The organism is Thioclava sp. GXIMD2076 (genome assembly GCF_037949795.1).
In the GTDB taxonomy this organism is placed as follows: domain Bacteria; phylum Pseudomonadota; class Alphaproteobacteria; order Rhodobacterales; family Rhodobacteraceae; genus Thioclava; species Thioclava kandeliae.
In genome coordinates this window covers 1,585,795-1,607,681 of the sequence record NZ_CP149932.1, presented here as the reverse complement: position 1 = coordinate 1,607,681, position 21,887 = coordinate 1,585,795, and the positions used below count along the sequence as shown (strand labels likewise).

The 21,887-nt window shown below is 62.0% G+C and carries 23 protein-coding genes; 10 read left to right on the top strand and 13 right to left on the bottom strand.

The window, feature by feature from the left end; translation table 11 throughout:
• Nucleotides 1-68 precede the first annotated feature (68 nt).
• From WDB91_RS08035 to WDB91_RS08025, 3 genes are all read right to left on the bottom strand, one after another.
• Nucleotides 69-1,217, bottom strand: coding sequence for a cytochrome c peroxidase (locus tag WDB91_RS08035; protein ID WP_339112057.1), 1,149 nt, complete (start codon nt 1,215-1,217; stop codon nt 69-71).
• 126 nt (nt 1,218-1,343) lie between these two features.
• Complete coding sequence (proS, locus tag WDB91_RS08030; protein ID WP_339112056.1) at nt 1,344-2,684, bottom strand: proline--tRNA ligase; 1,341 nt, start codon at nt 2,682-2,684, stop codon at nt 1,344-1,346.
• A gap of 89 nt (nt 2,685-2,773) precedes the next feature.
• The gene (locus tag WDB91_RS08025) at nt 2,774-3,253 is read right to left on the bottom strand and encodes a hypothetical protein (protein WP_339112055.1); all 480 of its coding nucleotides are present in this window, start codon (nt 3,251-3,253) and stop codon (nt 2,774-2,776) included.
• Nucleotides 3,254-3,487: 234 nt separating this feature from the next.
• Here WDB91_RS08025 and WDB91_RS08020 point away from each other — a divergent pair, with 234 nt between their 5' ends.
• From WDB91_RS08020 to WDB91_RS08005, 4 genes are read left to right on the top strand one after another with little or no spacing between them, the layout of a single operon-like run.
• On the top strand, nt 3,488-4,570 hold the full coding sequence (locus WDB91_RS08020; RefSeq protein ID WP_339112054.1) for an AI-2E family transporter: 1,083 nt from the start codon (nt 3,488-3,490) through the stop codon (nt 4,568-4,570).
• 35 nt (nt 4,571-4,605) lie between these two features.
• On the top strand, nt 4,606-5,295 hold the full coding sequence (locus WDB91_RS08015; protein ID WP_339112053.1) for a DnaA/Hda family protein: 690 nt from the start codon (nt 4,606-4,608) through the stop codon (nt 5,293-5,295).
• 45 nt (nt 5,296-5,340) lie between these two features.
• On the top strand, nt 5,341-7,506 hold the full coding sequence (locus WDB91_RS08010) for an RNA degradosome polyphosphate kinase (RefSeq protein ID WP_339112052.1): 2,166 nt from the start codon (nt 5,341-5,343) through the stop codon (nt 7,504-7,506).
• A 42-nt stretch (nt 7,507-7,548) separates the two neighbouring features.
• Nucleotides 7,549-9,099: a Ppx/GppA family phosphatase gene (locus WDB91_RS08005; protein WP_339112051.1), complete on the top strand. Its 1,551-nt coding sequence runs from the start codon at nt 7,549-7,551 to the stop codon at nt 9,097-9,099.
• Between the two features lie 2 nt (nt 9,100-9,101).
• Here WDB91_RS08005 and WDB91_RS08000 read toward each other — a convergent pair whose 3' ends face one another.
• The 3 genes from WDB91_RS08000 to WDB91_RS07990 all read right to left on the bottom strand — a co-directional run bounded on the left by WDB91_RS08000 (nt 9,102) and on the right by WDB91_RS07990 (nt 11,498).
• Nucleotides 9,102-10,121 (bottom strand): endonuclease/exonuclease/phosphatase family protein, encoded by a 1,020-nt coding sequence (locus WDB91_RS08000; RefSeq protein ID WP_339112050.1) that lies wholly within the window; start codon nt 10,119-10,121, stop codon nt 9,102-9,104.
• A 7-nt stretch (nt 10,122-10,128) separates the two neighbouring features.
• Nucleotides 10,129-10,827, bottom strand: a complete 699-nt coding sequence (locus tag WDB91_RS07995) for a TerB family tellurite resistance protein (RefSeq protein ID WP_339112049.1) — start codon at nt 10,825-10,827, stop codon at nt 10,129-10,131.
• 170 nt (nt 10,828-10,997) lie between these two features.
• A complete protein-coding gene (locus WDB91_RS07990) occupies nt 10,998-11,498 on the bottom strand; it encodes an Lrp/AsnC family transcriptional regulator (protein WP_339112048.1) in 501 nt (166 codons plus the stop codon).
• Between the two features lie 237 nt (nt 11,499-11,735).
• Here WDB91_RS07990 and trxB point away from each other — a divergent pair, with 237 nt between their 5' ends.
• Complete coding sequence (gene trxB, locus WDB91_RS07985; RefSeq protein WP_339112047.1) at nt 11,736-12,689, top strand: thioredoxin-disulfide reductase; 954 nt, start codon at nt 11,736-11,738, stop codon at nt 12,687-12,689.
• A gap of 202 nt (nt 12,690-12,891) precedes the next feature.
• Entirely contained in the window at nt 12,892-13,956 is a 1,065-nt protein-coding gene (locus WDB91_RS07980; protein ID WP_339112046.1) for a Hint domain-containing protein, read from the top strand.
• A gap of 15 nt (nt 13,957-13,971) precedes the next feature.
• Here WDB91_RS07980 and WDB91_RS07975 read toward each other — a convergent pair whose 3' ends face one another.
• On the bottom strand, nt 13,972-14,202 hold the full coding sequence (locus WDB91_RS07975) for a DUF1150 family protein (RefSeq protein WP_339112045.1): 231 nt from the start codon (nt 14,200-14,202) through the stop codon (nt 13,972-13,974).
• Between the two features lie 19 nt (nt 14,203-14,221).
• Entirely contained in the window at nt 14,222-14,635 is a 414-nt protein-coding gene (locus tag WDB91_RS07970) for an Hsp20 family protein (protein WP_339112044.1), read from the bottom strand.
• A 233-nt stretch (nt 14,636-14,868) separates the two neighbouring features.
• On the opposite strand from WDB91_RS07970, the gene WDB91_RS07965 reads away from it, so the two are divergent.
• The 3 genes from WDB91_RS07965 to WDB91_RS07955 all read left to right on the top strand — a co-directional run bounded on the left by WDB91_RS07965 (nt 14,869) and on the right by WDB91_RS07955 (nt 16,740).
• Complete coding sequence (locus WDB91_RS07965; RefSeq protein WP_339107863.1) at nt 14,869-15,087, top strand: DUF465 domain-containing protein; 219 nt, start codon at nt 14,869-14,871, stop codon at nt 15,085-15,087.
• A gap of 124 nt (nt 15,088-15,211) precedes the next feature.
• Nucleotides 15,212-15,679, top strand: coding sequence for a 5-(carboxyamino)imidazole ribonucleotide mutase (purE, locus tag WDB91_RS07960; RefSeq protein WP_339114478.1), 468 nt, complete (start codon nt 15,212-15,214; stop codon nt 15,677-15,679).
• Nucleotides 15,676-16,740, top strand: a complete 1,065-nt coding sequence (locus WDB91_RS07955; protein ID WP_339112043.1) for a 5-(carboxyamino)imidazole ribonucleotide synthase — start codon at nt 15,676-15,678, stop codon at nt 16,738-16,740. Before purE ends, WDB91_RS07955 begins: the two co-directional genes overlap by 4 nt.
• Nucleotides 16,741-16,773: 33 nt before the next feature.
• On the opposite strand, the gene WDB91_RS07950 is transcribed toward WDB91_RS07955, so the two are convergent.
• Nucleotides 16,774-17,580, bottom strand: coding sequence for an alpha/beta hydrolase (locus WDB91_RS07950; RefSeq protein ID WP_339112042.1), 807 nt, complete (start codon nt 17,578-17,580; stop codon nt 16,774-16,776).
• The gene (locus tag WDB91_RS07945) at nt 17,577-18,176 is read right to left on the bottom strand and encodes a 2-hydroxychromene-2-carboxylate isomerase (protein WP_339112041.1); all 600 of its coding nucleotides are present in this window, start codon (nt 18,174-18,176) and stop codon (nt 17,577-17,579) included. The genes WDB91_RS07950 and WDB91_RS07945 overlap by 4 nt, the downstream gene beginning before the upstream one ends.
• Before the next feature lie 121 nt (nt 18,177-18,297).
• Here WDB91_RS07945 and WDB91_RS07940 point away from each other — a divergent pair, with 121 nt between their 5' ends.
• On the top strand, nt 18,298-19,317 hold the full coding sequence (locus tag WDB91_RS07940; RefSeq protein ID WP_339112040.1) for a ribose-phosphate pyrophosphokinase: 1,020 nt from the start codon (nt 18,298-18,300) through the stop codon (nt 19,315-19,317).
• A 60-nt stretch (nt 19,318-19,377) separates the two neighbouring features.
• Here WDB91_RS07940 and WDB91_RS07935 read toward each other — a convergent pair whose 3' ends face one another.
• Genes WDB91_RS07935 through WDB91_RS07925 form a run of 3 tightly spaced genes read right to left on the bottom strand, consistent with a single transcriptional unit; the run spans nt 19,378 to nt 21,881 of the window.
• Nucleotides 19,378-20,463, bottom strand: coding sequence for a low specificity L-threonine aldolase (locus tag WDB91_RS07935; protein ID WP_339112039.1), 1,086 nt, complete (start codon nt 20,461-20,463; stop codon nt 19,378-19,380).
• Entirely contained in the window at nt 20,460-20,912 is a 453-nt protein-coding gene (locus WDB91_RS07930; protein WP_339112038.1) for a YcgN family cysteine cluster protein, read from the bottom strand. Before WDB91_RS07930 ends, WDB91_RS07935 begins: the two co-directional genes overlap by 4 nt.
• A 48-nt stretch (nt 20,913-20,960) precedes the next feature.
• Nucleotides 20,961-21,881: a bifunctional riboflavin kinase/FAD synthetase gene (locus WDB91_RS07925; RefSeq protein ID WP_339112037.1), complete on the bottom strand. Its 921-nt coding sequence runs from the start codon at nt 21,879-21,881 to the stop codon at nt 20,961-20,963.
• Between the last annotated feature and the right edge of the window lie 6 nt (nt 21,882-21,887).

The window sequence follows — 21,887 nt, the reverse complement described above, 5'->3', positions numbered from 1 at the left end:
GGCACAGTTGCGGCGTGCGGAGCAAAGGTCAAGCGCTGGCGAGGGCCACCCGCATCAAACTGCCGACATCATTCTTCCAGAAAATGCTCGTAACGCGCATCGGTCAGGGTCCTGAGGAAGGCCACCAGCGCATCGATCCGCTGATCATCGAGCGCAGGCCCCATCTCCAGTTTGTCGAGCGAGATATTCTGCGCGATCTCGGGCGGCGCAAAGGGCGCGCCGGTCTCGGGGTCGATATGCCGCTCGGGGCGCTTGGTGTTATAGGTATTGTAGAACAGAATCACCGTGCGCAGGTCGGAAAACACTCCGTTATGCATATAAGGGCCGGTCACGGCCACGTTGCGCAGGGTCGGCACCTTGAACTTTCCGGCCTGCGCCGGATCGGTGATCGCGGGATTGTCCAGAAGCCCCCGATCGAGGAAGCCCTCTCCCTTGCCGTTGAGCCCGCGCACCGCCGTATTCACCGGCACACCGATATTGTGGTATTCGTAATTCGAGAAGGTCTCGCCCGCCTCGCCGGGTGTGGCGCGCAGCTGGTGGCACTGGTTACAATTGGTGAATTGCTGCGAGAAGAACAGGATGCGCCCCAGTTCCTCCTCGTCGGTCAGTTCGATCTCGCCGCGCAGGAACCGGTCATAGCGGCTATCAAAAGGCGCGAAATCCTCGGTGCTTTGAAATTCGGCCAATGCCTTGGTCGCAGCGGCAAGCGTGGCCTCGGGATCGGTCTCGAGGTCCGCGATCCCCGCCACCTCGCGCGCCATCCGCGCCTGATCGGGGTTTTCCGCCAGACGCTGCGCGAAGATTTCGGGGGATGGCAGCGCCATCTCGACGGGGTTGAACAGCGGCCCGCGCGCCTGCTCGGCCAGATCCCTGGCGCGTCCGTCATGAAACTGACCGCCGCGATAGATCCCCGAAGCGTCCATCGCGAAATCGGGCGAGAAGGAGGTATAGCCCAGCGTCGGCGCGTTCCGGTCGCCAAGGCTCTCGAAATCATCGCCCAGCGAGACCGCCTTTCCCGCCTCTGATTCACGTGGATCGGTGAAGGCGAAGGACGGATCATGGCAGGTCGCGCAGGATTGCGAGCCGTTCTGTGAAAGCTCCGTATCATGGAACAGCGTCTCGCCCCAATCAGCCCAGAGGTTTACCGGCCCTTCCTGGGCGGATGCCTGCAGAGGCCAGAGCGCGATAACCGCAAGAACGAGAGAACGGGACATCATGGGCACATTCCTTGAGACGGCCCGTTCATGCCCTATTTTCCTGATCTTTTCAATCAGGAACGTCAGGCACGCAAAGCAAAACGCCCCGGACAAGCCGGGGCGTTCCAGAAACGCTAGAGGCGCGGATCAGCGGTGCTTGGCGTAGATCTCGATGATCTTGGCCACGGCGGCCTCGGCCGACATTTCCTCGCTCTCGCCGGTGCGGCGCGAGGTCAGTTCGACCTTGTTGGCGGCCACGCCACGCGGGCCGATGGTCACGCGCCACGGCAGACCGATCAGGTCCATCGTCGCGAATTTGGCACCCGCGCGCTCGTTACGGTCGTCATAGAGCGGGTCCAGACCGGCTTTGGTCAGCGCGGCATAGAGCGCGTCGCAGGCACTGTCACAGGCCGCATCGCCCTGTTTGAGGTTCACGATGCCCACATGGAAGGGTGTCACGCCCTCGGGCCAGATGATGCCCTTCTCGTCGTGGTTCGCCTCGATCAGCGCGCCGACCAGACGCGAGACGCCGATCCCGTGCGAGCCCATCTCGACCGGAACCTTGGAGCCATCGGGCATCTGCACATTGGCGCCCATCGATTCCGAGTATTTGGTGCCGAAATAGAAGATCTGGCCAACCTCGATCCCGCGGGCCGATTTGCGACGCTCTTCGGGGACCTCGTTGAAGATCGCCTCGTCATGGGTCTCGTCGGTACGGGCGTAAAGGGTGGTGAACTCCTTGCAGATCGCTTCGACCTCGTCGCGATTGTCGTAATCCACCTCGCGATCGCCCAGTGTCAGGTCGGTCACGTTGGAATCGTAGAACACCTCCGACTCGCCCGTAGGCGCCAGCACGAGGAACTCGTGGGTATTGTCGCCACCGATCGGGCCGGAATCGGCACGCATCGGGATCGCGGTCAGGCCCATGCGCTCATAGGTGCGCAGGTAGGAGACCATATGGCGGTTATAGGCATGGAGCGCATCTTCCTTGGTCAGATCGAAGCTGTAGCCGTCTTTCATGAAGAACTCGCGGCCACGCATCACGCCGAACCGCGGGCGGACCTCGTCGCGGAATTTCCACTGGATCTGGTAGAGCGTCATCGGCAGCGATTTGTAGCTCTCGACATGGGCGCGGAAGATGTCGGTGATCATCTCCTCGTTGGTGGGCCCGTAAAGCATGTCACGGCCGTGGCGGTCCTTGATGCGCAGCATCTCGGGGCCATAGGCATCATAGCGGCCCGATTCCTGCCAGAGTTCGGCCGATTGCATCGTGGGCATCAGCACCGGAATATGGCCCGCGCGGACCTGTTCCTCATGCACGATCTGTTCCAGACGGCGCAGGACCTTATAGCCCATCGGCAACCACGAATAGATCCCTGCCTGCTGCTGCTTGATCATACCAGCACGCAGCATCAGCCGGTGCGAGGCAATCTGCGCCTCGGACGGGTTTTCCTTCAGAACGGGAAGAAAGTAGCGGGAAAGGCGCATGACGGACGGTCCCTGTCGGTTATGTTAAACTGCGCTCGGGGCTAGCCGATATAGCGCCCTTGGGCAAGAGCAACCGCGCCGTGCCGCGTTCAGAGATCCGTGGAGGCGCTATCCGGCCCGTCGGAAACCGGCTCGAACATCGCACAGGCCAGCTGCACACCGTCCTGCCGCAGGCTGATCGCGCGGGTCTTGCGCGCAAGAAAGGCGCTGCGCACATCGGTATCGGCCAGAATGAACTCGGCCTTCTGGCGCCCGAGCGCGGGCATGGGCAGCGCGGGGTGTTCCCCTTGTGCCACAAGATCGGCCTGCGGGATCAGGAGCATGCCCTGCGCGGATCCGCAGCTGCTGGTGGAGGCCAGCTCCACCCCTGCCCCGAAATGATCCCCCTTGGTCAGCTCGATCGTGGCCAGCATCAGCCGCACCGAGCCATCCTCGGGGGCAAGATCGGCCACCGTCACCGAGGCCAGCGCCTGACCTTGGGCATCCACCAGATCGGCGCGCGCGGTCTCTGCCTGCGCCGTCACGGCCACGGAAATGGACGCGATCACCATAGCGATAAGGGTCTTCATCTGCTGCTCCTGCTTAGGCGCCTTGCATGACATGCCGACCATAGGCAAAGGATGCAAGCCCTGCATCCCGCGCCTCCGATCACCTTTTCTCAAGCGCCACGTTAGACTGTCGTCCTTGTTGCCGGACGTATCGGTTCTTGCCGTGTTTTCGATCCGCCCTAAAATGGCATCATCGAGCGGTTGCGTTTGCCTCATATACTGCCATTCTGCCCGAGTATTTTTTCTGGAGCAATCATGTCTTTCACAATGCGCAACCAAGCGCTCATCTGGTCCATTGCCATCGTGGTCTTCCTTCTGGCGCTGTGGCTGATGGGAGATGTGATCCTGCCCTTCATCGTGGGCGGCGCCATCGCCTATTTCCTCGACCCGCTGGCCGACCGGCTCGAGAAATACATGTCGCGGGCGCTGGCCACCACGGTGATCGCAGTCACCGCCACATTGATCTTCGTGGTGCTGGGCATCGCGATCATCCCGCTCCTTGTCGACCAGCTGACACAGCTGATCGCCACCGCGCCGCAGATCTTTACCCGTCTCAAGGATTTCCTGACCACCAATTTCCCGCAGCTTGTGGAGAACGGCTCGCCGGTCAATGATGCGCTCGTCTCTATCGGCCAGACCATCCAGAGCCGTGGTGGCGAGCTGGCCACAACGGTGCTCAGTTCGGCTATGGGTGTGGTGAATTTCGTGGTCTTCATCGTAGTGGTGCCGGTCGTGGCCTTCTACATGCTGCTCGACTGGGATCCGATCGTGGCCAAGGTCGACCGCATGCTGCCGCGTCAGAGCGCCGAGACCATCCGCGGCATTGCCCGCGATATCGACCGTGTTCTATCGGGGTTCGTGCGCGGGCAGGTCACGGTCTGCCTGATCCTGGGCACGTTCTACGCTGTTGGACTGATGCTGGCGGGGCTGAATTTCGGGCTGATCGCAGGCGCGATCGCGGGCTCGCTGACCTTCATTCCCTATGTCGGCGCGATCATCGGCGGTGGGTTGGCCATCGGGCTGGCGCTGTTCCAGTTCTGGGGCGAATGGTGGCATATCGCGATCGTCGCGGGGATCTTCGCCATCGGCCAGTTCCTCGAGGGTAATATCATCACGCCCAAACTCGTGGGCAATTCCATCGGCTTGCATCCTTTGTGGCTGATCTTCGCGCTCTCGGCCTTCGGCACGCTCTTCGGATTTGTGGGGATGCTGGTGGCGGTTCCGGTTGCGGCGATGCTCGGCGTGCTTGCACGTTTCGGCATCCAGCAGTACATGCAGGGACCGCTTTACAAAGGGGTCGGCGCCAAGGATCTTCCGCCGGAAGATTTCACCAAATAGGCGGGCGGCCCGGCCAGACCGGGGGAGGCAGGATAATGGGCAGACAGCTGATATTCGACCTGCCGCTGCGCCAGTCGCAGGGGCGCGAGGATTACTATGTCGCACAGGCCAATGCGCTGGCGCTGGCGATGCTGGACACACCCGAAAGCTGGACCTCGGGACGGATGATCCTCACGGGCGATGCGGGCGCGGGCAAGACCCATCTCGCGCAGATCTGGGCCGATGCCAACCGTGCCCCCCTGATCCCTGCCCGCGAGCTGGCCGATTACGACGCGCCATGGCTGGCGACCGCCGGTGCCATCGTTGTGGATGACGCCAACCAGATTGCGGGCACGCGCGAGCGCGAATCGCTGCTGTTCCATCTGTGCAATCTCTGTCAGGCCGAAAACGTGAAGCTCCTGCTGACCGCGCGCACGCCGCCGCGCGACTGGGGCCTCGTGGTGCCCGATCTGCGCTCACGGATGGAGGCGACCACTTCCGCCAAGATCATGCCACCCGATGACGCGCTTCTGGCCGCCGTGCTGGTGAAGATGTTCGCCGATCGCCAGATCCATGTGCCGGTCACGCTGATCCCGTGGCTCGTCAGCCGGATGGACCGGTCGCTGGCCACGGCACGGGCGCTGGTGGGCGCGCTTGACGCAAGGTCACTTACGGAAAAACGGGCGATTACCCGCTCGTTGGCCTCCGATGTTCTGGACAGTCTCGGGCTTCACGAAGAAGATTAATCAAACCGTCATCTTTCCGTTACAACTCAGGGCAATAACCGCGGCATGACACAGGCTGATTTTCTCAAAACCCCGTTTCCCGCGCCCGTCGAGCTTCCCGAAGAGGTTATCTCCGGCCCCGGACGTTTCTTCAACCGCGAGCTGTCATGGCTCGCGTTCAACTGGCGGGTTCTGGAAGAGGCGACCAATCCGCGCGTGCCGCTGCTGGAGCGGCTGCGCTTCGTCTCGATTTCGGCCACGAACCTTGATGAATTCTACACGGTCCGCGTGGCGGGGCTGCGCGAGCTGGTGCGCGAGGGCAACAACCTGCCCTCCCATGACGGCCTGACCCCGCGCGAGCAGCTCCAGCTGATCAACGAGGACGCCCGCCAGTTGATGGATATGCAGCAATCGAGCTGGAACAAGATCCGCGCCGAGCTGGATGAGGCGGGCATCCATGTGGTGACCCGCGCGACCCTGACCGAGGATGACCTCGTCTTCCTGCGCAACCACTTCCTGCAGAAGGTGTTTCCGGTGCTCTCGCCCTTGGCGATCGATCCCGCACATCCCTTCCCCTTCATCCCCAATCTGGGCTTCTGTCTGGCGCTCGAACTGGAACGCCCGGGCGACAAACGCCGGATGCAGGCGCTTTTGCCGATCCCGCAGCAGATCGACCGCTTTGTGCGCCTGCCCGGCGAGGCGCGGTTCCTGCCGCTCGAGGATGTGCTCCTCCTGCATCTCAACTCGCTCTTCCCCGGCTTCCGCGAGCGCGGCCATTGCGCCTTCCGCGTGCTGCGGGACAGCGACCTCGAGGTCGAGGACGAGGCCGAGGACCTGGTGCGCGAGTTCGAGACGGCCCTCAAACGCCGCCGCCGCGGTCAGGTGATCCGCCTGAAGATCACCGCAGGAGCGCCCGAGAGCCTGCATCAGGTCATCATGGACGAGCTGCATGTGACGCAAGACGAGGTGGTCGAGGTGCGCGGTCTTCTGGGCGTGGCCGATCTGAAAGAGCTGATCATCGACGACCGGCCCGATCTCCTGTGGCCCTCCTTCACGCCGCGCGTCCCCGAGCGCGTACAGGACCACGAAGGCGATATGTTCGCGGCGATCCGCCAGAAGGATATGCTGCTCCATCACCCTTACGAGACCTTCGACATGGTGGTGCGCTTTCTGACGCAGGCGGCCAATGACCCCAATGTGCTGGCCATCAAGCAGACGCTTTACCGGACCTCCAAGAACTCGCCCATCGTCTCGGCGCTCTGCGAGGCCGCCGAGAACGGCAAATCGGTCACCGCACTGGTAGAGCTGAAGGCGCGCTTCGACGAGGCCGCCAATATCCGCCAGTCGCGCATGCTCGAGCGTGCGGGAGCGCATGTGGTCTACGGGTTCACCAATTACAAGACCCATGCCAAGATCAGCACCGTGGTGCGCCGCGAGGGCGACAGCCTCGTGACCTATACCCATTACGGCACCGGCAACTATCACCCGATCACGGCCAAGATCTATACCGACCTGAGCTTCTTCACATGTGATGATGCGCTGGGACGCGATGCGACCAAGGTTTTCAACTATCTCTCGGGCTATGTGCAGCCCGAAAATCTCGAGAACCTCGCGATCTCGCCCCATACGTTGAAGCCGCGCCTTCTGGAGATGATCGCCCGCGAGGCGGAATTTGCCAAGGCCGGCAAACCTGCCGAGATCTGGGGCAAGATGAACTCCATCATCGACCCCGAGGTGATCGACGCGCTCTACGCCGCCAGTCAGGCGGGCGTGAAGATCAGCCTCGTGATCCGCGGCATTTGCGGCATCCGCCCCGGCATCAAGGGGCTGTCCGAGAATATCCGCGTGAAATCCATCGTAGGCCGCTATCTGGAACATTCGCGCATCGTCTGTTTCGGCAATGGCCACGGGCTGCCCTCCAAGAAGGCGCGGGTCTTCTTCAGCTCTGCCGACTGGATGGGCCGCAACCTCAACCGCCGTGTCGAGACACTGGTCGAGGCCACCAACCCCACCGTGAAAGCGCAGATCACCGAGCAGATCATGGCGGCCAACATGGCCGACGAGGCCCAGAGCTGGATCCTGCAACCCGATGGCAAGTTCATCCGCCATCTTCCGGAAGATAACCAGACGCTTTTCAACTGCCACCGCTTCTTCATGGAGAACCCCTCGCTTTCCGGTCGGGGCTCTGCGGGCGCAAGTGACGTTCCAAAGCTTGCCCATAGCTTCGACTAAGCCTAATGTTTGGGCGAAGTTTGTTTAGTCCGGAAGGCTCAGATGGCAGATATAGTGGCCGTCGGTAACAGCACTGACAACGACGAGTGGGACCCCTTTGGCAAACCGCTCTTCGACGACCCCTCGATTCGCGCACTCAGCCGTGTGGGGGTCGTCGATATCGGCTCCAACTCCATCCGGATGGTGGTGTTTGACGGCGCGGCCCGCTCGCCCGCCTATTTCTTCAACGAGAAAGTCATGGCGGGTCTGGGACAGGGGCTGGCCGAAACCGGTCGGTTGAACCCCGAAGGCCGTACGCGGGCGCTCACCGCGATGCGCCGTTTTGCAGCGCTCGCCAAGGGCATGAAGGTCAATTCGCTGACCTGCGTGGCCACCGCAGCCATGCGCGATGCCGAGGATGGGCCGGAATTCCACCGCCTGATCGAGAACGAGACCGGCCTGACCATCCATGTGGTCGACGGCCCCGAGGAAGCGCGGCTCTCGGCGCAGGGCGTCCTGTTGGGCTGGCCCGATGCCAATGGCCTGATCTGCGATATCGGCGGCAACTCGATGGAACTGGCCGAGGTGCGCGACGGCAAGGTCTGGCGGCGGGTCTCCTCGCAGCTGGGCCCCTTCCGTCTGCAGCTGGTGGGCGACCGCGCGGCGCAGATCCAGCATATCAAGGACACGATGCAGCGGCTCGCCGCCGAGGTCGGCACCGGTTACGAGCGTATCTATCTGGTGGGTGGCTCGTGGCGCGCCATTGCCCGCATCGATATGGAACGCGAGAAATATCCGCTTCTGGTGCTGCATGAATACCGCATGACACCCGAGGCCGTGGGCAAGACCATCGATATGATCGAAAGCGCGGCTCTGTCGGATCTGCGGGCAAGCACGGGGATCGGCTCGGCGCGGATGGATCTGGTGCCCTATGCGGCGCTGGTGCTGCGCGAGCTGGTGGCGGTCTTCCAGCCTGCCGAGATCGATGTCTCGTCCTACGGAATCCGCGAGGGGCTTCTTTACGAACAGATGCCCGACAGGCTACGCAAGCGCGATCCGCTGATCGAGGCCTGCCGCCATGCCGAGCGCCGCGCCGCCCGCATGCCCGGTTTCGGCAAGAAGATGCACAGCTTCATCCAGCCGATCTGGGGCGAGGTGCCGCCCGAAACCTATCGGGTGATCCGCGCCGCCTGCCTTCTGCATGACACGACATGGCGCACCCATCCCGATTACCGCGCCGATGCCTGTTTCGAGAATGTGACCCGTGCCAATATGGCCGCGCTTTCGCATCCCGAACGGGTGCTGATCGGCCTTGCCCTGCTGCACCGCTACAAGAACAACCGCTCGAACTCGGCCCATCAGGACCTGTTCAAGCTGCTGTCCAAGGACCAGATCCGCGAGGCCGAGATCCTCGGAAAGGCGATGCGCTTCGCGGCGATGTTCTCGATCGATGATCCCGGCGATGCCGGACGTCTGGTCCGCCATCGTGAGGACAAGATCCTCGAGCTGAAACTGACCTCGAAAGGCGCGGAACTCTTTGGCGAGGTAACCGAATCGCGGTTTTCATCGCTGTGCAGCTCGCTCGGTGTCAAAGCGGTGATTACCCAGCCCTGACCCTATGCCCCGCTTTCGGGCGGGGCATGCACCACCAGATCCAGCGAAACCGGATAATGGTCCGATGCCGCCAGCAGCGCGTCGCGCAGTTCCGGATCCCTATAGCAGGCCGGATCATCGAACGGATGCCAGATCCGCCATGCCGGACGGTTGGCGCACAGATCGCCCGACACCATGATGTAATCCACGATCGCCCCGAAATACTGCTGCTCGGCCACCGACCAGAACCGCGCCGAGGCCGGCTGCGCAAGTGTCGGCGCGGTCCCGATCCGCGCATGTGGATCATGCAGAAGATAGTGCCCGGGGCCCAGCTGCCCGGCAATCACCTCGAGCGCCGACTGGCCCAGGATCTCCTCGTATTCATCCAGCCCCGGCCCGTCATTCAGATCTCCCAGCAGGATCACCGATTTACGTTCCTCCAAAAGCTGCTCGACCCGCTCGCGCAACCAGAGCGATTGCGCCAACTGCTTGCGACGGTTGCGCAACGCCAGACGGTGCATATTGCTCGCTGTCTCGCCATGGGTGATTTTCGATTTGATATGCACCCCGATCAGATGGAAATCCTGTGCCCCCGCCTGCACCACCGCCTCGAGCGGGGGCTTGTCGAACACATGATCGCCCGAACTCAGTCCGTGGACTTTCGGGACCGGATGCCGTCCGGGCTCGGGCGAGAGCCCCACCCGGACCCGGTCGGGATCATAGAGAAGCGCGATCTCCTGTGCCGTGGTGCTTGCCATGCCATGCAGACAGGCGCGGGTGCGCAGGCCAAAGGCTGCGGCAAACATCTCGAGGCTTACCCGCGTATATCGCCCCACCGCGTCATCGGGCGCCTCGACCACCAGTATGAGATCGGCATCCACCGTCGCCATCACCCGTGCGATGGCCTCCGCCTGCTCCCGTGCGCTCACCTGCCCGTGCCGCATGGGTCGGTCGTCAAAAGCGGGCCTGCCATCCCGATCGAACAGATTGGTGAACCATTCCACATTGTAGGTGGCAATCCGCAGGTTCATATCGCGGGTCATGATGCCCTCAGGCCAGCTCCGGTCGCGCGCGGATCTCTTCCCATGCGCGGTTCAGCGCCACGACACGGTCCTCGGCCAGACGCACAGCCTCCTCGGGCATACCACGGGCAATCGCCCGGTCGGGATGGGCCTCACGGATCGCCGCCTTCCACGCCCGGCGCACCTCCTCGAGGCTCGCTCCGGGCTCCACCTCCAGCACGGTCCACGGATCAGGATCGGACCCCGCCACATAACTCGCCCGCAGCGCCCGGTAGCAGCACTCCTTCAACCCGAAGATCCGTGCCACTTCCTGCAGGAAAACTTCCTCGTTCTCGTGGAAATCCCCATCGGCCACTGCAATCGCGAACAGCCCCTCGAGCACGTCTTTCAGGACCTGATTGCCCTCACCGAACATCGCCGCGATCTTGCGCGCATAGGCGTCGAACCCCGCCACATCGGTGCGCGCCATGTTGAACACCCGCGCGGCATTGATCTCTTCGTCCTCTGGAATGGAAAAAATCCGCCGGAACGCTTCCACCTCGTTACGGGTCACTTGCCCGTCCGCCTTGGCCATCTTCGCTCCGAGCGCGATGACCGCAATGGTGAAAGCCACCGACCGTTCGGGCGGCGCGCGCAGCTGGTCGAACACATCCGACAGCGCCTCCCCCCGTGCGAGAGAAGCGATCGCCGCCGCGATCCGAGACCAGAGTGAAAGAGGCTTGTCCATAAACCCTAGTGTAGCCCGAATTCCGAAAGTTTCACACCGGCAAATTCACACAGCCGGTCACATATCCCTGCGCAAAACAGGCCCTTCCAGCGTCCCTAAATATCCCGGGGTGAATTGGCGGCCCTGCCGCCAAGAGGGGCAGCGCCCCTCCACCACCGCCTCAAGGGCGATCAGGCCTGTTTTGCCAGACGGCTCTCGAGCACATCGAAGGGCACACCCGGCTCGTCCTTTGCGCAACGGATCACCAGCGAGGTCTTCACACTCGCCACGTTTTCTGCCGCGGTCAGATGGCTCATCAGGAAGCTCTGGAACGTCGAGAGATCGGGCGCCACGCATTTCAGGATGAAATCGATCTCGCCATTGAGCATGTGGCACTCGCGCACCAGCGGCCAAGCATTGCAAAGCGCCTCGAACTGGGCCAGATCGGCCTCCGATTGCGAATGCAGCCGCACAGAGGCAAAGACCTGCACCTCGAAATTCAGCTCGCGCGGGTTCACATCCGCGTGGTAACCGCGGATATAACCGGCCTCCTCGAGCGTGCGCACACGGCGCAGGCAAGGCGGTGCCGAGATCCCGACGCGTTTCGCCAGTTCGACATTCGTCATACGACCGTCGGCCTGTAACTCGGCCAGAATCTTCCGGTCGATTTCGTCAAGCTTTGAACTGGCCATGAATACACCTCCGCCTTGCGCCGAAAACTATCGAATATTTCACAGTCGCGCAATAATATTTCACACATTTGACTGCAAGCGCAATCGCGCGACATGCCGCAATGTTTTTCATCACGAAGACGGGTGACAGATCCGCTTCATTCTGCCGCTCTGCCCCGCTCGGGGGTTTTCGTTGCAGGTGGAGGTGTCTATATCCGCAACAAACCCGCTGCAAGACAGGAATCTCAGGAGATCCGCATGTCCGAGACGACCAAGAAAACCAAACTTCTCATCATCGGCTCCGGCCCTGCTGGCTATACCGCAGGCGTCTATGCCTCGCGGGCAATGCTCCAGCCGGTTCTGGTGCAGGGCCTGCAACCGGGCGGCCAGCTGACCATCACGACCGAAGTCGAGAACTGGCCCGGCCACACGGAGGTCCAAGGCCCCGATCTGATGGTTCAGATGGAAGAGCATGCCCGCGCGATGGGCACCGAGATCATCGGTGACTATATCACCTCGCTCGATCTGGGGCAGCGCCCGTTCAAAGCGCGTGGCGACTCGGGCACCACCTACGAGGCCGATGCCGTGGTTCTGGCCACCGGCGCACAGGCCAAATGGCTGGGTCTGCCCTCGGAAGACAAGTTCCAGGGCTTCGGCGTCTCGGCCTGCGCCACCTGCGACGGGTTCTTCTATCGCGGCAAGGAAGTTGTGGTCATCGGCGGCGGCAATACCGCGGTGGAAGAGGCGCTATTCCTCACCAATTTCGCCTCCAAGGTTACGGTGATCCACCGCCGCGACTTCTTCCGTGCCGAGAAGATCCTGCAGGAACGCCTGTTCAAGAACCCCAAGATCGAGGTTGTCTGGAACCACACCGTTGAGGAGGTCCTCGGCACCGAGGCCCCGCTGGGCGTGACCGGCGTGCGCGTCAAATCCACCGCAGACGGTGCCGAGCGCGAGATCCCCTGTGACGGCTTCTTCGTGGCCATCGGCCATGCGCCCGCATCGGAACTGGTGAAAGACCAGCTGAAACTGCAAGATGGCGGCTATGTCTGGGTTGAACCGGGCTCCACCCGCACATCGATCGAAGGCGTGTTCGCGGCAGGCGATCTGACCGATCACACCTATCGTCAGGCCGTTACCTCCGCCGGCATGGGCTGCATGGCGGCGCTTGATGCAGAGCGCTGGCTGGCCGAGCAGGGTCTGGCCGAGTAACACGACTTTTTAAGCGGACAGCGAAAGCCCCCGACTCCAGCGTCGGGGGCTTTTTCGTGCCCAACAATTCAGCATGTTGAAAACACTAGAATTTTACAAAATATACATCTGATATTTAGGTTAGTATGATCACATAAATTAAAGAATTGGCAGGGGCGCAACAGGTAAGCAATCGTGTCCTTTATTACAGTAACGATTTGCTATGTCCGATATAAATTCCTGGGGCTGGTATGCCTCGAGCTTATGGCCCGGTGCCTCCCTCACCGAGCAGAATAACCTCGACACATCCGGTAACGGTCTGTCGGTCGATCCCGACAGCTATGTCGAAGTTACCCTGCATGACGCCGATAACGACGGTTATATCTGGGATGACGACAGCGATGATGTCCACCGGGCCGATGACAACGACACAATCGTCATCGAGGAATTGACGCTCTTTGCGCATGAAATCGCACGCTATTCGAATTCATCCATCACGGTAAACGGAGTCACCTATACCGGCCTTGATATGGAGGTCACGCTTTATACCAACGGCACATGGAGCGCGCGCTTGCTGGATAGCTCGCTACCCAACGGGGTGAACTACCAGAATGTCGACTCGGTCACCCTCGGAACATGGGATGGCGTTGAATATGACGGGGTCACGATCTCGCATATCGATGATCCTTTCGTCTGTTTTGCCGAAAACAGCATGGTGATGACCACCGAAGGGCCGCGACCGGTCGAGACGATCACGACAGATGACAGGCTGATAACGCATGGCGGGCAAGCCGCCGCTGTCGTCTGGGTCGGCTGCCGCACGGTCGTGGCAACCGGCAAGGCCGCACCGATCCGTTTCGGCAAGGGCAGCATCGGCAATCATCGTCCGCTCTACCTCTCCCCCCATCACCGCGTGCTGGTCGGACATCCGGCGCTCGAGGAACTGACAGGCTACTGCCACGGTTTCGTGGCCGCGCGGCATCTATGCGGATTGCACCCCGATATCCGCCCTGCACCGCGCGCGCATATTAACTACTGGCACATCCTGACCGAGTATCACGAGGCGATCATGGCCGAAGGCGCCTGGCTCGAAACTCTCTATCCCGGATCCCAGGCGTGGAACATGCTGGGACCCGCCTGCCATCGCCATATCCATGAGGCGCTACCGCATCTGCAGGATCTGCCGGGAAGCTATGGCCCGCTGGCCTATCCCGACCTACCGGGAAAGATCCGCCGCCAGCTCGGCGCGGATCTGTTATCCGCCGGCAAACGGCAAAGGGCGGCCTGAGGCCGCCCTGTCAACTCAGTGCACCGTAACGGGCGCAAGATCGTTCTGGCGCGCCAGAATGAAAGCCATCTCACGGTCCTTCACCAGCGCCAGCCGCTCGCCATCGGAGGCGTGAAGCGCGTAAAGCTGCTTCACCTCCCCCAGCTGCGCTTTGATATCCTCGGGCAGCTCGCCCGCATCCACGGCACGGATATAGGCGAGACGCTCTGTCTGGTCTTCGGGGGCGAAGTTGAATTTGGTATTCATCACAAGTCCTCCTGCCTGCTTATTTTTTCGAAATCGGAATGGTCTGCACGACCGGATCGGGGATCACGCGGCGCAGATCCACATGCAAGAGCCCGTTCTCCATCGACGCGCCCGCCACCTCGACACCATCGGCCAGCACAAAGCTGCGCTGGAAGGCGCGCGCAGCGATCCCGCGATAGAGATAGATCCGCTCGGAGAGATCATCGCCCTGACGGCCACGGATCACAAGCGCACGGTCTTCCATGGTGATCGACAGGTCATCCTCTCCAAACCCCGCCACCGCCAGCGAGATCCGGTAGCTATCGGGTCCGGACTGTTCGATATTATAGGGCGGATAGGCATCCGATCCGGATTTGGCGGTGCGTTCCACCAGCTGTTCCAGCTGATCAAAGCCCAGCAGATAGGGATGAGATCCAAAGCTCAGTTTCGTCATCAGGCAAGCCCTTTTCAAAGCGACATGCGGTTATCGGGCCCCGCGATCCGGCAACCCCTTCATCTCAATATGGTCAGGCAAAGCGGACACTGCAAGACCCTGCCATGAAAGGATTAACGTCGATTTCCTTCCTGAAATCCGAAAAATCGTGTATTAATAAACGTGAACACCCGCCGAGTCACCCGCATCCGCGGCGCCCCGAGCGGGGTTATAGATATGTTTAGGACGCCATCATGAATGCGCATGTCGAAATGGAACATGAGGAAGTGCTACGGGTAAAGCTCGCGGTGCTGCGTCAGGAACACCGCGATCTGGACGAGGCGATTGCCGCACTTCAGGCGGTGGCGCATTGCGACCAGCTGCGCCTGTCGCGGATGAAACGCCAGAAGCTCCAGCTGAAGGATGAAATCGCGCGGATCGAGGACAAGCTGATCCCCGACATTCTCGCATAATCCAGCCCACATTGCGAAAACACGGGGCTTTCGCCGCCCAAGCCCTTGCCCAGAACGGTGGCGCGCTTATAGTGCGCGCTCAAAGTTTCAGGAGGTACCATTGGGCGTACAAGTCGGAATCATCATGGGGAGCCAGTCGGATTGGCCGACCATGAAGGGCGCAGCACAGATCCTTGATGATCTCGGGGTCAGCTACGAGACGAAAATCGTCTCGGCACATAGAACCCCCGATCGCCTTTGGACCTATGGCAAGACAGCCGTCGAGCGCGGTCTGCAGGTCATCATTGCAGGTGCGGGCGGCGCGGCCCACCTGCCCGGCATGATGGCTTCCAAAACCCGCGTGCCGGTGATCGGCGTGCCGGTGCAGACCAAGGCGCTTTCGGGCGTGGACAGTCTCTATTCCATCCTGCAGATGCCCAAGGGCTACCCCGTGGCAACCATGCCGATCGGTTCGGCCGGGGCGCCCAATGCGGCCCTGATGGCAGCAGGTATTCTGGCGCTTCAGGACCCCGAATTGGCGCAGCGTCTGGACGCTTGGCGCGAGGCGCTTTCGGCCTCAATTCCCGACGAGCCGCAGGACGAACATCTATGACCACCTCGCTTCAACCCGGCGCCACGATCGGTATCCTGGGCGGTGGCCAACTGGGCCGGATGCTCTCGGTCGCGGCCTCGCGTCTGGGCTTCGAGACCCACATCTTCGAACCGGGCAGCAACCCGCCCGCAGGCCATGTGGCCGAGACGGTCACCACCGCTTCCTACGAGGATGTCGATGCGCTGCGCGCCTTCGCGCAATCTGTCGATGTGATCACCTACGAGTTCGAGAATATCCCGACCTCGGCGCTGGATATCCTCGAAGCGATCCGTCCGCTGCATCCCAACCGCCGCGCATTGGCCACCTCGCAGGACCGGATCATCGAGAAGAGCTTCCTGAACGAGATCGGCCTGAAGACCGCGCCTTGGGCAAAGGTCACCGATGCCGCAAGTCTTGAGGTCGCGATCGCGGACGTGGGCACGCCCTCGATCCTGAAGACCACCCGTCTGGGCTATGACGGCAAGGGTCAGGCACGGATCATGGCGCCCGAGGAGGCCTCCGAGGCGCTTGCCGCGATGGCAGGGGCCGAGGCTGTGCTCGAAGGGTTCATCGATTTCTCGATGGAAATCTCGGTGATTGCCGCGCGTGGCACCACCGGCGAGGTCGCCTGTTTCGATCCCGGCCAGAACGTGCACAAAAACGGCATCCTGCACACGACCACGGTGCCGGCGCAGATCCCCGAAAGCCTGCGGATGGATGCCGTGCTGATGGCCGCCAAGATCCTCAATACGCTCGATTATGTCGGCGTCATGGGGGTCGAGCTGTTTGTCACCAAGGGCGGGCTGATCGTGAACGAGATCGCGCCGCGCGTGCATAACTCGGGCCACTGGACGCAGGCGGGCTGCACCGTCGACCAGTTCGAGCAGCATATCCGCGCCGTAGCCGGTTGGCCGCTGGGCGATGGCACGCGTTACGCCGATGTCGAGATGCTCAACCTGATCGGCGATGATGTGCTGCGCGTGCCGGAATTCGCCAAAACGCCGCGTGTGCAGGTGCATCTCTACGGCAAGGCCGAAGCCAAACCGGGCCGCAAGATGGGCCATATCAACAAGGTTCTCTAACCGGAAACGCCGCGCATCAGCGCGGCGTTTGCCTTAGGAGCGGTCGAGATTGACCCCGATCAGATCGGCCAGGCTCTCGGGATGGGTCAGCGGCAGCATATGCCCCGCGCCGGGCACGGTCGCCGTGCCCACATCCTGCATCCGCACCGCCAGCTCGGCACAGACGAGCGGCACCGAGGGATGTGTCTCCTGCCCATGGACCAGAAGCACCGGCGCATCGATTTCCTCGATCCCGTCCGGGCGAAGGATATTGCCCGGATCGGAGAAATTGGCAGCCGCGGCGTTCCCCAGAATGGGCATCTGCGCGACAAACCGGATGCGCTGGTGCTCGGGGAGCGCCTCCCACGGCACACCTGCCCCCCATTGCGCCATGAAGGCTTTCGCCGCCGCCTCATGCTGGCCCGCCGCCAGAAGTGCGCTCAGCGCCGCCTGATCCGCGGCCACCGCATCATATTCGGGTGCGCCCTCGATGGCAGCAAAGAGGATCGGCTCGATCAGCGTCAGGCTGCGGATCGCATGCGGGGCGGCCACTGCCAGCCGCAGGGCTACCGAAGAGCCGAAACTATGCCCGATCAGATCGACGGGCCGGTCGATGAAGCTGGCGGTGATCTGCGTAGCCAGCCGCTCGAACGCCCCCGGCGTTTCGTCATAGGCCCAGTCGCCCGACCGCCCGTGTCCCGGCAGATCGAAGACACGCGCCGAGATGCGGTCTTCCAAGAGCGCGAAGGACGGCTCCCAAGCGCGGGCATTACCCAGCATGCAATGGATCGCCAGAGCGGGACGGTCGCCCTGCCCCAGCTGTTCGGAAGAAATGACGACGCCCTGACGTTCGTCGATCATGAAAGCGTCCCCAGATGCGCGTCCAGAAACTCAAGCCGGTCCTGCCCGAAGAAGCGCGCATCCGTATCGGTCACGATATAGAAGGGCGAGCCGAACACACCGGCGGCGACCGCATCCTCGAGATTCTTCTCGTAGGCGATGGCGCCGTCGAACAGCCCCGTCGTCACCAGATTGCCGTCAAAGCCGTTTTCCACCAGCGCCGCGCGGATCAGATCTTCCTCGCCGATATCGCGCCCCTCGGCCCAGCGGGCGCGCGCAATGGCATGGACAAGCCCGCCCAGATCACCACCACCGGCTTTCTGCGCCGCGATGATAGCATAGGAGGCGGGTGCCGCATTGGGCAACGGCACCGAGATATCGGGCATCGGCATGCCAAGCTTCTCGGCCCAGCGGGTGACCTCCTGATTACGGTATTCCATCCGCGAGGGGTGGCGCGCCGCAGGACGGGTGCCTCCGGTGCGGTCGAAAAGCGCCATCAGATCGAGGGGACGATATGTCACACCGGCCCCGTGGCGGCGGGCGATTTCCTCCAGACGCAGCCCCGCGAGATAGGTATAAGGCGAAAAGATCGAGAAGTAGTAATCAATATGTGACATTCGCATGTCTCCCTTGCACCCTTGGATTTGCCCCGAGGCTACCTCGGTGCTAAGGCAGGCGCAATGTAAGCGAATCTCTGCCGTGACCCTTCCCTCGCGGCGCTGCCCGGAGCCAAAGCCCATGTCCGCCATGACTGAACCCAAACTGATCGCCGGTAATGCCAACCGACCGCTGGCCGAAGCCATTGCCCGCCGCATGTCGATGCATCGCGGAATGTCCGTAGGCCTCGTCGATGCCCGCGTCGAGCGTTTCAACGATCAGGAGATCTTCGTGGAGGTCTACGAGAACGTCCGCGGCGAGGACATGTATGTCATCCAGCCAACCTCCAATCCGGCCAATGACAACCTGATGGAACTGCTGATCATGGCCGATGCGCTCAAGCGCTCCTCGGCAGACCGCATCACCGCCGTCATCCCCTATTTCGGCTATGCCCGTCAGGACCGCCGCACCAAGGCCCGCACGCCGATCTCGGCCAAGCTGATCGCCAACCTGCTGACCGAAGCCGGGGTCAACCGCATCCTGACGCTCGATCTGCACGCGACCCAGATCCAGGGCTTCTTCGATATCCCGGTGGACAACCTCTATGCCTCGCCGGTCTTCGCGCTCGATATCATGCACCACTTCAAGGGCAATATGGATGATGTCATGGTCATCTCCCCCGATGTCGGCGGCGTGGCCCGTGCCCGCGAGATCGCCAAGCGCATCGGCGCACCGCTGGCCATCGTCGACAAGCGCCGCGAGAAAGCGGGTGAAGTCGCAGGCATGACCGTAATCGGCGACGTGACCGGCAAGAAATGTATCATCGTGGATGACATCTGCGACACCGCAGGCACCCTGTGCAAGGCCGCCGAAGTGCTGATGGAAGCGGGCGCGACCGAGGTGCATTCCTACATCACCCACGGCGTGCTTTCCGGCCCCGCCGTCGAGCGCGTGTCGAAATCGGTCATGAAATCTCTGGTGATCACCGACTCGATCCAGGCGACCGACGCGGTGAAGAACTGCCCCAATATCCGCATCGTGCCGACCGCACCGATGTTCGCGCAAGCGATCCTGAACACCTGGTCGGGCACCTCGGTTTCCTCGCTCTTCGAGACCGAAACGATCAAGCCGATCTACGAGGGCATGTATAGCCAGTCGTAAGACCGGCCCCTGCCCCCCTATCGGAAAAGCCCGAAGCAGATGCTTTGGGCTTTTTGCGTTTCAGGCTTCGGAAAATGCCGCCTGGCTGGCGCTCTGGCCGCCCAGATGGTCGAGGAAGGCTCCCACCTCCTGCGCGGTCGTGGACCATGAACAGACAAGCCGCGCCGAAATTAGCTCCTCGGGGTCACCGGTTTCCAGATCCTGATCGAAGGGCCAGAGATAGTAATAGGCGCCCTCTGCCATCAGCTTGCGGTGTAGATGGCGCGGCAGCGCCACAAAGACACCGTTCGATTGCACCGGATGCAGAAGGCGGACCGACGGCAATGCCGCAAGCCCCTGCGAGAGTTTATCGGCCATCGCATTGGCATGACGCGCCAGCTCCAGCCAGTAACCCTCTTCGAGATAGGCCAGCATCTGGGCCGCCAGATAACGGTGCTTGGACATCAGCTGTCCCGCCCGTTTGCGACGGAGTTCGAATTCCTGCGCGCGCGCGGGATCGAAGATCACCACCGCCTCGACCCCCATACACCCGTTCTTGGTGCCGCCGAAGGAGAGCACATCGACGCCTGCCTTCCATGTCATCTCCGCAGGGCTCACACCCAGCCGCACCAGCGCATTGGCAAAGCGCGCTCCATCCATATGCACAGGCAGATCATGGGCCTTGGCCACATCGCAAAGCGCACGGACCTCTTGCGCGGTATAGACCGTGCCGAATTCGGTGGAATTGGTGATCGAGACCATACCGCGCTGGATATTATGGATCGCCGCCCCCGTATGGCCGATCTTTTGCGCCAGCGTCTCGGGCGTCATCTTGGCATCCTCGCCCTCGACCAGCACGAGCTTGGCCCCATCCGAGAAGAACTCCGGCGCGCCGCATTCGTCTTCCTCGATATGGGCATTGCGATGGCAGAAGATCGCCTCCCACGGATTGGTCAGCAGCGCACAGGAGAGCGCATTGGCCGCAGTGCCGGAGGTCACCAGAAAGACCCGCGCCTCAGGTGCCTCGAACACCTCGCGGATACGGGCCTCGACGGCTTTGGTCAGATCATCGGCGCCATAGGAGCGTGCATGGCCCGCATTGGCAGCCACAAGACCTTCCATGATGCGCGGCGCCACGCCCGATGTATTGTCCGACCCAAAATTCATGACAGATCCTCGATGACGTAATCTTCCCAGTCTTCTTCCTGCACTTCGTATTCCGGCACGGTCCAGCCGCGCACGGATTGACCGGCCTCATGCACGGTCTCTTTCGATCCAGATAGAAGGTAGTGCCAGCTTTCCAAGGGCTTGCCCTCGAAGCGCAGCCGATAGGCGCAGGTGCGCGGCATCCAGTAGGCGATCTCGGAAATCGACTCGGGCGTCAGACGCACACATTCGGGCACGAAATGGTGCCGGATCTCGTATTGCGAGCAGCGGCAGGTCTGGCCATCCAGCAGGCGGCAGGCGACGCGGGTGAACTCCACCTCGTTCGTATCCACGAATTCCAGCTTGTTGAGACAGCATTTGCCACAACCGTCACAGAGCGCCTCCCATTCGGTCGGGTTCAGATCGCCCAGCGGCAGTTCCCAGAATTTCTTGCGTTTCTTATCGGCCATGGGGCGAGACTCATCCTTTAGGGTAGGAATTGCAATGCGTCGCTTGGCTCAGGCGGTCAAGATCTCGCGTGTTCGGATCACATCCTGATCCATCTGTTTGATCAGATCGGGAATGCCGGTAAAGGCCACTTCGGGGCGCAGATATTCGACCAGCGCGATCGACAGATGCTGGCCGTAGAGATCGCCTTTGAAATCCAGCAGATTGGTTTCGAGGTTCGGTGTATTGACCCCGAACATCGGCCGCACACCGAGGCTCGCGGCGCCCATATAGCTGCCCTTCTGCGGGCCGGTCATCACATCGACCTTCACCGCATAAACCCCGAGTTTCGGGAGATGCAGCCCGTCAACCGACATATTGGCGGTGGGATAGCCCAGCTCGCGCCCGCGTTTCTCGCCATGGATCACCGCGCCCTCGATCCGGTGCAAATGGCCCAGCATCGCGGCGGCGAGTTCGGGCTGGCCCTCGCTCAGCGCATTGCGGATCGCGGTCGAGGAAACATGCACGCCCTCCACTTCGAGCAGCGGCGCAACGGTCACATCGAAGCCGAATGTCTGCCCGCAGGCTTTCAGCTCCTCGATACCGCCCGCCCGTTTGCGGCCAAAGCGGAAATCGCGTCCCACTGTGACATTGGTCACCCCGAGCGCCTCGGAGAGCACCTCGCGTGCGAAGGTTTCCGGCTCCATCGAGGCCAGCGCCACATCGAAAGGCAGCGCATAGAGGAAATCGACGCCCAGCTTTTCCAGCCGATTACGCCGCGCCTCGGCATTCATCAGGCGGAAGGGCGGATCATCGGGCCGGAAGAACTCGCGCGGATGCGGCTCGAAGGTCAACACACCCAGCGGCGCACCCTCCCGACGCGCCAGATCGATCACCGACTGGTGCCCCAGATGGACCCCGTCAAAATTGCCCATGGCGATGGAGGCCCCGCGTGCCTCTTCAGGGATCTGCCAGTGGTCGTAAACTCGCATAAGCCG